The sequence below is a fragment of the Pseudomonas sp. FW507-12TSA genome, assembly GCF_058781435.1.
Genome location: NZ_JBYSWT010000020.1, coordinates 34,315 through 47,284, shown reverse-complemented (window position 1 = coordinate 47,284; position 12,970 = coordinate 34,315). Strand labels below are relative to the sequence as shown.

Below are 12,970 nucleotides of genomic sequence, written 5' to 3'. Positions count from 1 at the left end.
AAGAGAGCCCCATGGATAATCACAACAACAAGCGGGACTACCTGCTGGCTATCGATAACGGAACCCAGAGCGTACGCGCGTTGCTGTTCGACCTTCAGGGCAACCTGATCGGCAAGGGCAAGGTGGAACTGGAGGCCTACTACTCGACCCAGCCCGGTTGGGCCGAACAGGACCCGGACTACTACTGGGCCAAGCTCGGCGAAGCCTGCCAGATCCTCTGGCAGCAGACCGGCATCGACCGTTCGCAGATCCGCGGGGTGTCCCTGACCACCCAGCGCGGCACCCTGATCAACGTCGATGCCCAGGGGCGGGCGCTGCGCCCGGCGATCCTCTGGCTGGACCAGCGTCAGGCCGAACTCGAGGGCAAGCTCAAGGGGCCCTGGAGCTGGCTGTTCAAGCTGATTGGTGCCGAGGCCACGGTGGATTACTTCCGCGCCCAGGCCGAAGCCAACTGGGTGGCGCAGAAGCAGCCTGACATCTGGGCCGCCACCGACAAGTTCCTGCTGCTGTCGGGGTTTCTCACCCATCGCCTGACCGGCCATTTCGTCGACTCGGTGGGGTGCTGCGTGGCCTACCTGCCGTTCGACTACAAGCGCCTGCGCTGGGCCGCTCCCAGCGATTGGAAATGGCAGGCCCTGGCGGTACGCCGCGAACAACTGCCGACCCTGCACAAGCCTGGTGAAACCCTGGGCCGGATCACCGCCGAGGCCAGTCGCCACACCGGCATTCCCGAGGGCCTGCCGCTGATCGCTGCGGGAGCCGACAAGGCCTGCGAGGTGCTGGGCTCCGGGGTCCAGGATTCCACCACGGCCTGCGTCTCCTACGGCACCACGGCCACCATCACCACCACCCGCTCGCGTTACCTGGAGGTGGTGCCGCTGATTCCGCCGTATCCGGCAGCGGTGCCGGATCACTACAACTGCGAGGTGATGATCTTCCGTGGCTATTGGATGGTCAGTTGGTTCAAGCAGCAGTTCGGCCTGCGCGAGGTGCAGCAGGCGGCGGAGCAGGGGCTGGAGCCGGAACAGTTGTTCGACGCCCTGGTCCAGGCAGTGCCGCCAGGGTCCATGGGCCTGACCCTGCAACCCTACTGGTCGCCGGGTATCCGTGAGCCGGGGATGGAGGCCAAGGGTGCGATGATCGGTTTCGGCGACGTGCATACCCGGGCGCATATCTACCGGGCGATCCTCGAGGGCCTGGCCTATGCCTTGCGCCAGGGCATGGAGCGCATGGAGAAACGCTCGAAGCTCAAGATCACCCGCCTGCGGGTGGCCGGTGGTGGTTCCCAGAGCGATGCGGCGATGCAACTGACCGCCGATATCTTCGGCCTGCCGGTGGAGCGTCCGCATGTCTACGAGGCCTCGGGACTGGGCGCGGTGATCGCCTGCGCGGTGGGGTTGGGGCTGTACCCGGATTTTTCCACGGCCATCAGCGCCATGACCCGGGTCGGCGCGGTGTTCGAGCCCCAGCCCCAGGCCCGGCAGATGTACCAGCGGTTGTACAGCCAGGTGTACTTGCGCATGTACCGCCAGCTCAAGCCGCTGTACCAGAGCATCCGCGAGATCACCGGTTATCCGGCCTGAGGTAGGCCCCGATCAGGCGGGCGTCGAGGCTCGCCTGCCATCGCTCCATGCTCCCTTGCGCCGGGCCGCCCCCGCGTCCTGGCAAAAAAGCCAAATCGGCCTGTGTTTTCTTCGTTCATTCCTGCGTCGCAACCTTCACTGTCCATTGCCCACGCCGGAGTCGTACCGATGCTTTCGCCCAGAACCCTGCCCACCACTTTGTTGGGCCTGGCCCTTGCCTGTCCGGCCATGGCCGAGCCCGGGGGCCTGGAACTGGCTCCGGCACAGGTCCTGGGACAAGGCCAGGAGGACGCCGGGCAGGGGGCTGAAGAAGCCCGGGCGCGGCTGGCCCAGGTTCCCGGCGGGAGCAACCTGGTACAGATGAGCCGGCCATTGCAGGGGCGGGTGGCCAGCAACCAGGACGTGCTGGCCTACCAGCCTGGGGTCTATGCCCAATCGGCGGGCAACGAAGGGGTGAAGATCTCGATCCGTGGCTCGGGCATCAACCGTGCCCCCGGGGCCCACGCCTCGGGGCTCTACACCCTGCTCGACGGCCTGCCCCTGACCGGCCCTGGCGGTACCCCCTACGAGTTGCTGGAGCCACTGTGGGTCGACCGCGTGGAGGTGCTACGCGGGGCCAACGGCTTCGATCGCGGCGCCCTGGCCCTGGGCGGCGCCATCGACTACATCAGCCATACCGGCTACGACGCGCCGCTGTTGCAGGTGCGCTACGTCACCGGCAGCCACGGCTACCAGCAGCGCCAGGTCAGTTCCGGGCAAGTGCTGGGGGACTTCGACTACTACGTCTCGCTGACCGATTCCAATGCCGACGGCTACCAGCGCCATACCGCCAGCGACAGCCGGGGAGTCATGGCCAACTTCGGCTATCGCTTGAATCCGAACCTGGAAACCCGTTTCTACCTGCGCTATCGGCAGACCGACAACGACCTGGCCGGGCGGGTGACCAAGCATTCCATCGAGCATTCCCCCAGGGCGGCCAACCCGGCCTATGTGTCCCGGGACGACCGGCGCAAGCAGCCGGGCAGCACCTTCGTCGCCAACAAGACCACCTGGTACATCGATGACGATTCGAGCCTGCAGGCCGGCCTGGTCTACCACGACTACCCCATGGACCTGCGCGAAGGCCCCAACCGCCTGAAGGTGGCCTACAGCGATGTCAGCGGCACCCTCGACTACAAGCGCCGCGACACCCTCTGGGGCCTGGAGAGCCGTAGCACCCTGGGCCTGCGGGTGACCAAGCACCTGCCCAACGACGGCGCCAGCGAGTTCGTGCGTATCCCCACCGGCAATACCAATAATTACGCACCGGGCACGCGGATGCGCAATTTCACCTACCAGGGTTCGGACAGCGTCGTGCATTTGAGCAATGACCTGGAGATCGCCGACGACCTGTGGCTGACCACCGGCCTGGCGGCCATCTACACCCGCCGCGAGAGCGCGGTGACCTATCCTGCGGGCGGCGGCAAGACCAGCCTCGGCGACTGGGACTATGCCCCGCGCCTGGGCCTGCGCTACCAGTTGAACCGCGATGTGCAGTTGTTCGGCAACCTCAGCCGTTCGGTGGAGGCGCCGCATCCCTGGTCGCTGATCTATAGCTCCAACATTCGCTTCCCGACCGGCAGCGGCGTCGCCACGGGAACCCAGCGCGATCCAATCAAGCTGCAGAACCAGACCGCCACCACCCTGGAGCTGGGTGGCCGTGGCGACAGCGCCCTGGGCCAGTGGAGCCTGGCCTGGTACTACGCCCAGATTCGCCATGAACTGTTGGCGGTATGGCCGGATGCCAGCGCCACCATGCCTTATGAACTCAACGCCAGCCCCACGGTGCACCAGGGGGTGGAGGCCAGCCTGGAGAGCGAGCTGTGGTCGCGGCCCGGGGTGGGGCGCCTGGGCCTGCGCCAGGCCTACACCTTCAGCGACTTCCACTACCGCGACGATCCACGTTTTGGCACCAACCGCCTGCCGGGCCTGCCGATGCACTACTACCAGGGCGAGTTGCGCTACGACTGGCCGCAGGGCTTCTTCGCCGCCGTCAACACCCAGCTGGTGTCCAAGGTGGCGGTGGACTACGCCAACAGCTACTACGCCGACCCCTATGCGCTGTTCGGCGCGACCCTGGGCTACAACGCGCCGAAGAACGACTGGCAGGCCTGGGTCGACCTGCGCAACCTGACCGGCCAGCGTTATGCCGCCACCGTCACCCCGGGCTACGACGACAAGGGCCTGGATGCCGCCCGTTCGACCCCGGGCGAGGGCATGGGGGTGTATGTCGGGATGTCCTGGAGCCTGCGCTAAGGCCGATGGTTGTGCCGGTAGCGACGGCGTGCCTGGTCAGTTGCGAAAGTACAGCTCGTCCAGTTGCCGCCGGCGTATCGCCAGGTACTCCTCCCAGACCTTGGGGAAATCCTCGTCCCGGGTCAGGGGGAAGGTCAGGTAGATGAACTTGCCGATCACCCGGATGTACTGGCGCTCACGCTTGAAGGTCGGTTGTTCGCAGACCGAGACGCTTTCATCGTAGCCAGGATGGTGGTGATGGATGTTCACCCGGTGCGGGGCAAGCATGGAGCGGGCGAAGTCCAGCACCCAGCCGTGGTCCGGCCCCATGGCCAGGTAACCCTGGGTGCCGTCTTCGGAGAGGCTGATGCAGGAGCGGGCCTGGGCGCCATCTTCGTCGTTGACCAGCACGATCTGGCTGTCGAAGTAGCCGATGCGCTGTTGCCCGGGGCCTTCCAAGAGCAGGCTCCAGCCTTCGGCGCCCATGCGAAATTCGCCACGGTAGGTGAACCGGGCAGTCCAGCCGTTGGCCAGGGGAACATCGTGGTTGTTCATCGGTGTCCTAGGGGCAAAAGGGTCGGCAGTAGGGTACAGGGCGCCAGCGAGGTTTGACGAGGCCGGACTGTTGGTGCCGGGGCGCGCATCCATTAGCATGGCCGCCGCGCAATTTCAGGAGAACCACCATGCACGCAGGGGACCTGCAACGGATCTACGAATTGCTGACCGGATTGCTGCGAGCGATCCAGGGCGGCGAGCCCGGTGCTTTGGCGCAGTACGGCATCAGCACCGCAATTTATGAGGAAGTGCTCGAGGAACTGGAGGCTGGCGCGGCTTGCCTGGCCAGCCTCGCGCTACCCGACTGGGAGATGGCGCTGGCGCCCGACAGGAGCGGGCGAGTGGACTTTGACTGCTACCCGACCCAGCAGCCGGGCACGCTGCGGGTGACGTGCCGGCTGTGGTCCGCAGGCCGGCCCGGCGAGCTGAGCCTGACGGCCGACTATTGCCCAGGCCAGGCCGCTTCGCCGCTGCAGTTCAGGCTGCTGGAGGTGCAGTAGCCGCTGCAGGTCAACGCGGTGTTCGATAAGGCTATCTAGCTTGCCCGGAGTGCTTTACATTCGCCGCCCTGACGAATGGACGTCAGGCCAGGTGTGAGAGTTGATCGGGAGGATCAGGCTGTTATGCACAGATTTGCACACATGATCGATGACCAGTGGCTCGAGCACAGTTACCCGCCGGTTTTCGAGATCGCGCCCTTCAACGGCGGCGAGCGGGTGGTGGCCGGCGTGCCGGGGTCCGATCCGCAGGTGCTCCTCAGCCTGGCCCGCTGTCTCACCCAGCCGCTGCTGTTGCTGTTCGTGTTGCACACCAGCCGCGAAGACGTGCCGGTAGGCCGCTACATGAGCCCGATGCTGTCCCTGGCCGAGGTCGCGGACTTCATCGATGAGTTCAAGCCATTGCTATGTGGCGACAGCCGCTTCGACTTCTGGGTGCACTCGCCCGAAGACCAGGCCACGGTGGTCTGGGACCGGCACAACCTGATCTACGCCTACGGCCCGCTGGAAAGTTATGCCAGCGCTCTGTACGGCCTGGGGTTCGGCCATGGCGAAGCGCAGATTCCGGTGCCCCATATGCATTACTACCATCCGCAACTGGATGAGCTGTGCAGGCAGTTGATCGCGCGGTTCGACTGGCAGTATTCGCCGCTGCAACCCGTGGATGAGCAGTGAGGCCTTGAGCGGGCAGGAATGAGGATCGGGGCCATGGCGGCCCCGATTGCGTTTTTTGCGTTACTGCGTGGCCAGCTTGGGCGTGCGCGGCGGCACCAGGCGCTTGCTGCCGGTGGACTCGTAGGCCGAGGCCAGGCGCAGCAGGTTCGCATCGTCATAGGCCCGGCCGGCGAAGGTCAGGCCCACCGGCATGCCGATGTCCGCCATCACGCCCATGGGCACGGTGACGGTGGGCACGCCCAGGTGGCGGATGGCGAGGTTGCCGTTGGCCACCCAGATGCCGTTGCTCCAGGCGATGTCCGCCGACTCGGGGTTGATGTCGGCATCCGCCGGGCCGACGTCGGCGACGGTGGGGAACAGCACCGCGTCCAGCCCTTGGGCGTCCATCCAGTCTTCCAGGTCGAGCTTGCGGGTCTGCTCCAGGCCGCGCAGGCCGTCGGCCAGGGTGGCGATCTGGTCCCAGGTCTTGAGGCCGCGCTTGGCCATGTTGACGTACTCGTCCATGCCCGCCGCCAGGTCATCCTCGCGATTGGGCAGGGTGCCCGGGTCATGGGGGAAGATCTGCGCTCCGTCGACATCGGCCAGGCGGTTGAGCTTGGGGTCGTCGTTGGCCCGCAGGAAGTCGTCGAAGGCCCAGCCCGAGAGCTCCCACAGCTCGTCATGGAGGAATTCCTTGCTGACGATGCCGCGATTGAACACGGTGGGCGCGCCGGGGCGGTCGCCTTCGCAGTTGGATACCAATGGGAAGTCCACTTCCAGCACCTCGGCGCCAGCGGCTTCCAGGGCCTGGCGCGCCTGGCGCCAGAGTTCGATCACCGACTCGCGGGTGACGATGCGCTGGCCGGTGGGGCCGCCGATCCCCGGCTTGGCGCTGGTGCCAGCCTCGGCGTCGGCATTGATGTACATGCGCGGCACGCCGAAGCGCTTGCCCTTGAGGGCCCCGGCATCGGCCGCCAGCTGCGGGTAGGAAGCGGGACGCAAGCTGGCCACGGCCGGAATCGGCACCCAGGGCTGCAGGCGCCACAGGTCACCGCGTTTATCCGGGTCTTCGGCGACTACCACGTCCAGCACTTCCAGCAGGTCGGCCATGGTCCGGGCGTAAGGCACCACCACGTCCATGGTCGGGGTCAGCGGCCAGTTGCCGCGCACCGAGATCACGCCGCGCGAGGGGGTATAGGCACACAGGCCGTTGTTGGAGGCCGGGCCACGACCGCTGGACCAGGTTTCCTCGGCCAGGCCGAAGGCGCTGAAGCTGGCGGCGGTGGCGGTGCCGGCGCCGTTGGACGAGCCGGAGGCGAAGGGCGCGGTCAGGTACTGGGCGTTGTAGGGGCTTTCGGCGCGGCCATAGACCCCACGCTGCATACCGCCGTTGGCCATGGGCGGCATGTTGGTCTTGCCCAGGCAGATGGCGCCGCCGGCGCGCAGGCGCTCGATGGTAAAGGCGTCGCGCTGGGCCACCAGGTCCTTGAAGGCCGGGCTGCCGGACGCGGCGGTCAGGCCCTTGACCAGGTAGCTGTCCTTGGCGGTGTAGGGAATGCCGTCCAGTGGCCCGAGGAGCTGGCCCTTGGCGCGGCGGGCATCAGAGGCTTGTGCTTCCTCCAGCGCCTGGGGGTTGCGCACCACCACGGCGTTGAGGGCGGTGGCAGTGGCGGGGCCGTCGTAGGCATCGATCCGCGCCAGGTAGGCCTGGACCAGTTCCACGGCGGTGGTCTGGCCGGACTCGAGGGCGGCACGCAGTTGGGCAATGGAGACTTCGGTGACTTCGATCATGCGGGTTCTCGTGGTACGGCTTGGCGCGGCAAGGGTTGAGTCGGGGCTTGGGTTGATACCAGTCAGCCAAGCGAGGTGATCTTCTGTAGGAGCGCAGCTTGCTCGCGAGGGTCGTGAACGGTAGCGCCTGTTTACTGGGTAAACCCAGCGCTCTGAAGTCCATCGCGGGCAAGCCTCGCTCCTACCTTGCCTTGACTGATCGGCATTGGGGCTTGGGGGCCTTTTTAGCACCAAGTGCCCGTCAGCGGAATCTCCGCTCGATCGCAGGTGCGCACTTTGGGCCAAAAGGCCGGGTCATCTGGCATGTGGGTCGATATGGGCCTTTACCCGCCAGTCATCCTGGCCGGCCTGGGGGATTGGCTGGCCGACAAAACGATAGCTACCCAGGTTCTGGAGGATGGTTTGGTCCAGGGACGTGTCGCCGGAGCTTTCCAGCAGCTTGAGCCGCGGCTCAGCGGAGCCGGGCACGAACTGCACCTCGACCACCGCGGGCTTTACATCAGGTCCGAGCTTGAGCTTGCCGAGCGTTCGGTGCTGGAGCAGTCGCAGCTTGAGGCTGAGCCGGCTCCTGGCGGAGTCGGTCCAGACCTGGTTGTACCGCGCTTGTTGCTCGGCATTCAGCTCCAGGCCCTGGTCACGCAGCCGGTCGATGCCTTTGCAGGCAGCGTCGCCGCTCTGCTTGAGAACGCTGAAGTACATCTGCTGCGCGCCTGGAAGATCCTGCGGGCCGCCTTTGCCTTCTTCCATCAACCTGGCCAGGGCCAGGGTACTTTCCTTGCTCCCCACCGCCGCGGCGCGCTGGTAGTGATCCCTGGCCAGGAGGTAGTCGCCTTCTTGTTCGTCCAGGCGCCCGAGATGGTGGTAGGCCCTTGGGTTTGTCTGGGCCTGCGAGAGATACAGGGCTTTGGCCCGGGCAGTATCCTGCGCGACTCCATGACCGCGTTCGTACAGGGTGGCCAGCAGGGTCTGGCACATCGGATTGCCGGCTTCGCCCTGGCGGCGGATATATTCGAGCATCTCCCGGGAGATGGTCTCCTGGTCGCGGTAGTGCCAGCAGCGCAGGCCGACCATGGAATCGTTCTGGGCGTTGGGGCCGCTCTGGCAGCCACCAAGCAGGCTGCCGAGCAGCAGTAAGGCAAGGATCTTGTTCATGGCAGGATTGGATTGAATAAGCCCAGGTAGTCCAGGGTCGTGGTGCCCTGTAGGGCAGGTTGCTGATCATCCAGCGCGGCGCTGGCGACGAGAATGAAATGGCTATGTTCGCTGGCGATTTGCGAGTGCAGTCGTTGGCGCTCGGCTTCGCTGCTGATCAGCGATTCCAGGTAGCGCGGGTATTCTTCCCGGGGCAGCAGTTCGATGAAGTCCGAGTCCAGGTGCAGGCCCAGCTCTTGCGCCAGGCGCCAGGAAGGATTGCTGTCCTCCCAGGCCTGGTATTGAGCATCACTGGCCTCGGGGCCGGGTTCGGCTTCCCATTGCTCGAAGGCGAACAGCTCGGCCTCGGCGTGGCTGGCGAAGCGGGCGGCAAACAGATGAAAGGTGAAGAACGACGGCTGTTCCGACATCGACGGGCTCCTGGCTGGCTCAAATCACGCTGGCGCGTTGCAGATGGCTGACATGGCCCAGGCCGGCGGCCTCCAGCCGGGCGACCAGGTCCTGGCGGGCCTGGGCGCCGCCATTGCGCACGTAGTCCAGTTCCGAGGCGGTGATCAGCACCACCGGTACCAGGAGCACCGGCGACAGCGGCATGTCGGCCACGGTGGTGGGGAAGCTGGCCGCGGGGCCGCCGATCAACACCCCGGCGCAGTCATCGGCGCTGACGAAATGCGCGGGCAATTGTTCGCTCATGGAGCGGGACTGGCTGACCCCGGGCAACTCCAGGGACAGCACGCCATGACGCTCCAGCCGCGGGCGATACCCCCCGGCATTGGCCACCGTCGCCGCCACGCAGCGCAGCAGCTCGAAGCACCAGCTGGCGGCGAAGGGGTGCACTTCGCCCAGTGGCCCCTGGGCGTGGGCGGGGATATCCGGGGTATCGATGAACAACTCCATTTCGAAGCCGTTGCCCAGGTCTTCGCCTTCGACGCCATCGAACGGATCGGACAGGCCCTCGGTGGCGAGGATGATGCTGTGGGGGCGACGCACGATGCGATAGGCCTGGCGCGTCGAGGGCCAGTCAGGGCCACCGGTGAAACTGGGGCTGACGGCGAAACCCAGGACGTCCTGCTCACAGGTCCCTATGGCTTGCCAGTGGCGGTCCAGGCTGGCGGCGCCGGCGTCGAGCAGGGCGATCAGTGCCTGCTCTTCGGCGCTGGGCTCATAAGGCGTCGGGGCCGGGCTGGAGCCTTCGGATTCGCTCTGGGGTTGAGCTTCTTGGCGGGTGGCGGCAGGTGTCTTGAAGGCGTTGAGCAGTTTGTGCAGGAGATTCAACGGGCGGTCCTTGCTGGCATTGGAGTTGTTCGAGGGCGTTGGCCGGGGCGCATTGTGCCGGGTTGGCGAGGGCCTGGAAACCTGTAGCGAGGGGCATTTTCCTTGATGACGGACGCAGGTCAGCGCCAGGACCTCGAGTCCCAAGCTATATCCCAAGGCCAACAAGGACGCGGCCGAGTTTGTCGAGCAGGCATTGCGCGACAACCCATGGATCTATCCGGACAAGCCAACCCTGGCCCCACGGGTTCCGCTGGAACCCTTGCCGCTGACGCTGGAGCGCATCCGCACCCGGGTCGGGAGCAAAGTCAAAAGCGCCATCTGAAGAGGTTTTGCGTACAAACAACCCAGGTCCTTGCGACCAGCGCGCGGCATGGGCTGGTCACTTCAGGTTGCCTGGGTTCGCCCGGGGTTTGTCTCGACGGTCCTGGTCGTATCAAGGGATGGGTCGTACCAGCATCTTTGGCCACAGAAGGAGTCGTCATCCTACGCTGGCAGGCAGTGAAGGGGCGCCGATCAATCCGCGAGTACCGGAGCCTTGACGATGAATCGGTTGGAAATTCTCGAATAGCCGAAGGGCAGTAACTGAGGCTCGTGTTCCTTGAGCAATTCATGTAGCACCCGGGCTGTTTCCGTAGCTGGCAAACACTGGTCCCGGGCCTGGCGCACGACCTGGCATGACTGTTCGAACAGGCGCTCATAGGTAGGGGAGTCCAGGGAAATGCGGCCGGGAAAGCGTGCGGTTGCAAGCGCCAGGTCGAACTGCTGGCCGTCGTCGTACTGCTGCAGTTCATGCAGCAGGCCTTGCAGGAACACGCAGCACAGGTTCGAACCACTCAGCCAGACCCGATGCCATACATTCCACAAATGGAAATCCTTGAACGCCTCGTAGGAGCAGGATACCAACTGGTCATTGGTGCTGATGGCGTTCAGGCAATGTTGTTCCACGTCGATGAAGTTTGCCCTTTGCCAATCGTCCTTGCGAGCGGCCTCCAGCACCTTGGGAGCCAGGCGCAGGATCGACTCGAAGGTGGTGATCAGGCCCCTGGAGAACAGCGGATCGATGAACCCCGCGGCTTGCGGGAGCAGGCAGAAGCGATTGCCGACGCACTGCGTACTGCGATAGTTGATACGCGGTGCATAGATCCACTCCCGGGCGTTGACCGCGTCCTTGAAGTGCTCGGCGATGGCCGGATACTTTTTCAGCAGCTTGCGAAATTCGACTTCGGGAGCCTCCGTGGGGCGATATTTGGCGTGGTTGAACTGGAATCCGACGCTGCATAGCAGGTTGGTGCCCTGGGGGTGATTGTTGAAGGGAATGACCCATAGCCAGCCTTCCTCGAAGATGTGGTGCAAGGTGCTCTGGAACAGCTGGATGGGCGAGCGGCTGCGCGACAAAGGAGCCAGGGCGTCTTCGTAGCTCTTCACGTTGAGCATATGGGTGAAGAACGAGCAGGTATCGGTCTCCAGGCCCTCCGTGGTGCGCACGCCCAGTTGGCGGGCGAGCGGGGCGCCCTGGGCTGCGGCATCGATGATGAATGATGCTTGCACCACTTGCTCGGCAGGCAGCCTGACCTGGACCGCGCTGGCATCGAGGTTGATGCCCTCGATCCGGATGTTCTGTCTCAGCTCGGCACCGTACTTCAGGGCGATCAGCAGTGCGAAGGCATCGACATCCTGGCGGAACAGATGTGCTTCCGGTGCATCCAGCGATGGTGCGACGAGGTGTTCGGGAGAAGAGGGGGCGCCCGCCTGGTGCCAGGCGAAGCTGAACCCCAGCTTTAGCCCACAGGCGCTCGACCCGACGTGTTGGATGATCTTGTCCGGGCTCGAAAGGTACTCGATTTCCGGTATGCCGAAGCGCTGTGAGAGCAAGCGCAGCAGCAAGCCGCTTTCCGGCGTCATGGCTTCGCCGATGGAAAACCTGGGGTGCTGGGCTGCATCCAGCATCAGCACCTTCAGGCCGGACTTGGCCAGGATAGCTGCCGTCAGGGCGCCGCTGATTCCGCTTCCGATGATAATCACGTCGTACTTGTTCATCATGCTCGGCTCTTGTTCTGCATGGTGGAAGTCCACGACAGCGATGCCTGCAGCGCGCTGTCGAATGGCAGGGGCGGTATGGCCAGGGGCGCCGCCGTGGTAAAAGGCCGGTCCCAGTACGGCGGATTGCCGATCGAACGCTTCAGTTCGTTGATGAACAGGCTGGTCTTGGCCGGGACCACGCTGCTGCGAGCTCTCAGGGCATAGATCGCTCCATGCTGGGGAGCGCTTACGCTGTATTCATCGAGAAAGGAAACCAGCTGGCCACTGGCGATCTGTTCATATACCAGCCAGGTCGGCGCATGAATGATGCCGATGCCCTGCAGAGCACCATCGACCAGCAACTCCGCACTATTGACCGACAGCCGGCTATCGGGGATGAGCTTCCTGAGCACTCCGCCGACCTTGAACTGCCAACTCAGGGACAGGTTGCTGCAACTGCTGTGGATCAGGCAGGCATGTTGGGACAAGTCGTCCAAGGTCTGCGGGCAACCGTGCTGCCTGATGTATTCGGGGCTTGCGCAGAGCACCCGGCGCATATCCGCGAGCCTCGAAGGGATCAGGTCGCTGTCCGGCAAGATGCCGAGCTTGATGCATACATCGACATTGTCGATCCTCGGATCGGCAACCTTGTCGTCGAGGGAAAAGTCGATCTTCAAACCTGGATGATGATTCAGGATCCGACTCAACAAGGGCGCGACATGGCGGCGCCCGAAGGCGACTGGAGCTGAAACCTTGAGAACGCCCATCGTCGACGCCGTATGCTCTTTTACTTCAGTCCTGGCATGTACGATGCTTCTGGAGATGTTTTTTGCATGTTCAAGGAAGATCAGCCCTATATCAGTGAGTATCAGGCACTTCGTTGAACGGTTGAACAGGCACGTCTCCAGCTCTTTTTCCAGGCTGTTTATTCTACGCATGACCGAGGAAGGGGGGATTCCAAGTAGCCTGCCAGTCTCGGAGAAGCTACCCGTTTTGGTAACGGATATATAAAGGTCTATGTCATTGACAACGCCTAGTGCCTTCATTTCTAAATCCTTTTAGAATCTGTAGTGTCTTATTTTTGTAAGGACGATTTACAGATAAATCATGTCCTCCTCCTTAGTAAGGCCAGCCTTTTTTTTTGTCAAGTCGCGTGGATTGCCGTCTTTA

The 12,970-nt window shown here is 64.2% G+C and carries 11 protein-coding genes and 1 pseudogene; 5 read left to right on the top strand and 7 right to left on the bottom strand.

What is annotated here, in order from left to right:
* Positions 1-11 precede the first annotated feature (11 nt).
* Positions 12-1,583: an FGGY-family carbohydrate kinase gene (locus AC3WK8_RS19090; RefSeq protein ID WP_085598281.1), complete on the top strand. Its 1,572-nt coding sequence runs from the start codon at positions 12-14 to the stop codon at positions 1,581-1,583.
* Between the two features lie 168 nt (positions 1,584-1,751).
* Positions 1,752-3,878, top strand: coding sequence for a TonB-dependent receptor family protein (locus AC3WK8_RS19085; RefSeq protein WP_103325533.1), 2,127 nt, complete (start codon positions 1,752-1,754; stop codon positions 3,876-3,878).
* A gap of 36 nt (positions 3,879-3,914) precedes the next feature.
* Here the strand turns inward: AC3WK8_RS19085 and AC3WK8_RS19080 are convergent, their stop codons facing one another.
* Entirely contained in the window at positions 3,915-4,412 is a 498-nt protein-coding gene (locus tag AC3WK8_RS19080; RefSeq protein WP_085598279.1) for a hypothetical protein, read from the bottom strand.
* A 128-nt stretch (positions 4,413-4,540) separates the two neighbouring features.
* On the opposite strand from AC3WK8_RS19080, the gene AC3WK8_RS19075 reads away from it, so the two are divergent.
* Together AC3WK8_RS19075 and AC3WK8_RS19070 are read left to right on the top strand one after the other, a co-directional pair.
* Entirely contained in the window at positions 4,541-4,912 is a 372-nt protein-coding gene (locus tag AC3WK8_RS19075) for a hypothetical protein (protein WP_085598278.1), read from the top strand.
* Positions 4,913-5,035: 123 nt separating this feature from the next.
* Positions 5,036-5,584, top strand: coding sequence for a hypothetical protein (locus tag AC3WK8_RS19070; protein WP_256592305.1), 549 nt, complete (start codon positions 5,036-5,038; stop codon positions 5,582-5,584).
* Between the two features lie 60 nt (positions 5,585-5,644).
* On the opposite strand, the gene AC3WK8_RS19065 is transcribed toward AC3WK8_RS19070, so the two are convergent.
* The 4 genes from AC3WK8_RS19065 to AC3WK8_RS19050 all read right to left on the bottom strand — a co-directional run bounded on the left by AC3WK8_RS19065 (position 5,645) and on the right by AC3WK8_RS19050 (position 9,781).
* A complete protein-coding gene (locus tag AC3WK8_RS19065) occupies positions 5,645-7,354 on the bottom strand; it encodes an amidase (protein WP_103325531.1) in 1,710 nt (569 codons plus the stop codon).
* A gap of 294 nt (positions 7,355-7,648) precedes the next feature.
* Complete coding sequence (locus AC3WK8_RS19060) at positions 7,649-8,506, bottom strand: tetratricopeptide repeat protein (protein ID WP_103325530.1); 858 nt, start codon at positions 8,504-8,506, stop codon at positions 7,649-7,651.
* The gene (locus tag AC3WK8_RS19055) at positions 8,503-8,916 is read right to left on the bottom strand and encodes a hypothetical protein (protein ID WP_103325529.1); all 414 of its coding nucleotides are present in this window, start codon (positions 8,914-8,916) and stop codon (positions 8,503-8,505) included. The genes AC3WK8_RS19060 and AC3WK8_RS19055 overlap by 4 nt, the downstream gene beginning before the upstream one ends.
* 19 nt (positions 8,917-8,935) lie before the next feature.
* Positions 8,936-9,781 carry a suppressor of fused domain protein gene (locus tag AC3WK8_RS19050; RefSeq protein WP_103325528.1) on the bottom strand — a complete coding sequence of 282 codons (846 nt, stop codon included), beginning with the start codon at positions 9,779-9,781 and terminating at the stop codon, positions 8,936-8,938.
* A 124-nt stretch (positions 9,782-9,905) separates the two neighbouring features.
* Between AC3WK8_RS19050 and AC3WK8_RS19045 the strand changes: the two are divergent.
* Positions 9,906-10,103 (top strand): annotated as a pseudogene (locus AC3WK8_RS19045) (polyamine ABC transporter substrate-binding protein); the annotation flags it as partial.
* Positions 10,104-10,294: 191 nt separating this feature from the next.
* Here the strand turns inward: AC3WK8_RS19045 and AC3WK8_RS19040 are convergent.
* Both AC3WK8_RS19040 and AC3WK8_RS19035 read right to left on the bottom strand, forming a co-directional pair.
* The gene (locus AC3WK8_RS19040) at positions 10,295-11,818 is read right to left on the bottom strand and encodes an NAD(P)/FAD-dependent oxidoreductase (RefSeq protein WP_085598405.1); all 1,524 of its coding nucleotides are present in this window, start codon (positions 11,816-11,818) and stop codon (positions 10,295-10,297) included.
* A complete protein-coding gene (locus AC3WK8_RS19035; RefSeq protein WP_085598272.1) occupies positions 11,818-12,846 on the bottom strand; it encodes a LysR family transcriptional regulator in 1,029 nt (342 codons plus the stop codon). The genes AC3WK8_RS19040 and AC3WK8_RS19035 overlap by 1 nt, the downstream gene beginning before the upstream one ends.
* Between the last annotated feature and the right edge of the window lie 124 nt (positions 12,847-12,970).

What these genes read in the sequence shown, in the direction of transcription:
- AC3WK8_RS19055 (WP_103325529.1), bottom strand. Translation starts at nt 8,916, where the DNA reads ATGTCGGAACAGCCGTCGTTCTTCACCTTTCATCTGTTTGCCGCCCGC.
- AC3WK8_RS19040 (WP_085598405.1), bottom strand. Translation starts at nt 11,818, where the DNA reads ATGAACAAGTACGACGTGATTATCATCGGAAGCGGAATCAGCGGCGCC.
- AC3WK8_RS19035 (WP_085598272.1), bottom strand. Translation starts at nt 12,846, where the DNA reads ATGAAGGCACTAGGCGTTGTCAATGACATAGACCTTTATATATCCGTT.
- AC3WK8_RS19090 (WP_085598281.1), top strand. Translation starts at nt 12, where the DNA reads ATGGATAATCACAACAACAAGCGGGACTACCTGCTGGCTATCGATAAC.
- AC3WK8_RS19070 (WP_256592305.1), top strand. Translation starts at nt 5,036, where the DNA reads ATGCACAGATTTGCACACATGATCGATGACCAGTGGCTCGAGCACAGT.
- AC3WK8_RS19085 (WP_103325533.1), top strand. Translation starts at nt 1,752, where the DNA reads ATGCTTTCGCCCAGAACCCTGCCCACCACTTTGTTGGGCCTGGCCCTT.
- AC3WK8_RS19075 (WP_085598278.1), top strand. Translation starts at nt 4,541, where the DNA reads ATGCACGCAGGGGACCTGCAACGGATCTACGAATTGCTGACCGGATTG.
- AC3WK8_RS19065 (WP_103325531.1), bottom strand. Translation starts at nt 7,354, where the DNA reads ATGATCGAAGTCACCGAAGTCTCCATTGCCCAACTGCGTGCCGCCCTC.
- AC3WK8_RS19080 (WP_085598279.1), bottom strand. Translation starts at nt 4,412, where the DNA reads ATGAACAACCACGATGTTCCCCTGGCCAACGGCTGGACTGCCCGGTTC.
- AC3WK8_RS19060 (WP_103325530.1), bottom strand. Translation starts at nt 8,506, where the DNA reads ATGAACAAGATCCTTGCCTTACTGCTGCTCGGCAGCCTGCTTGGTGGC.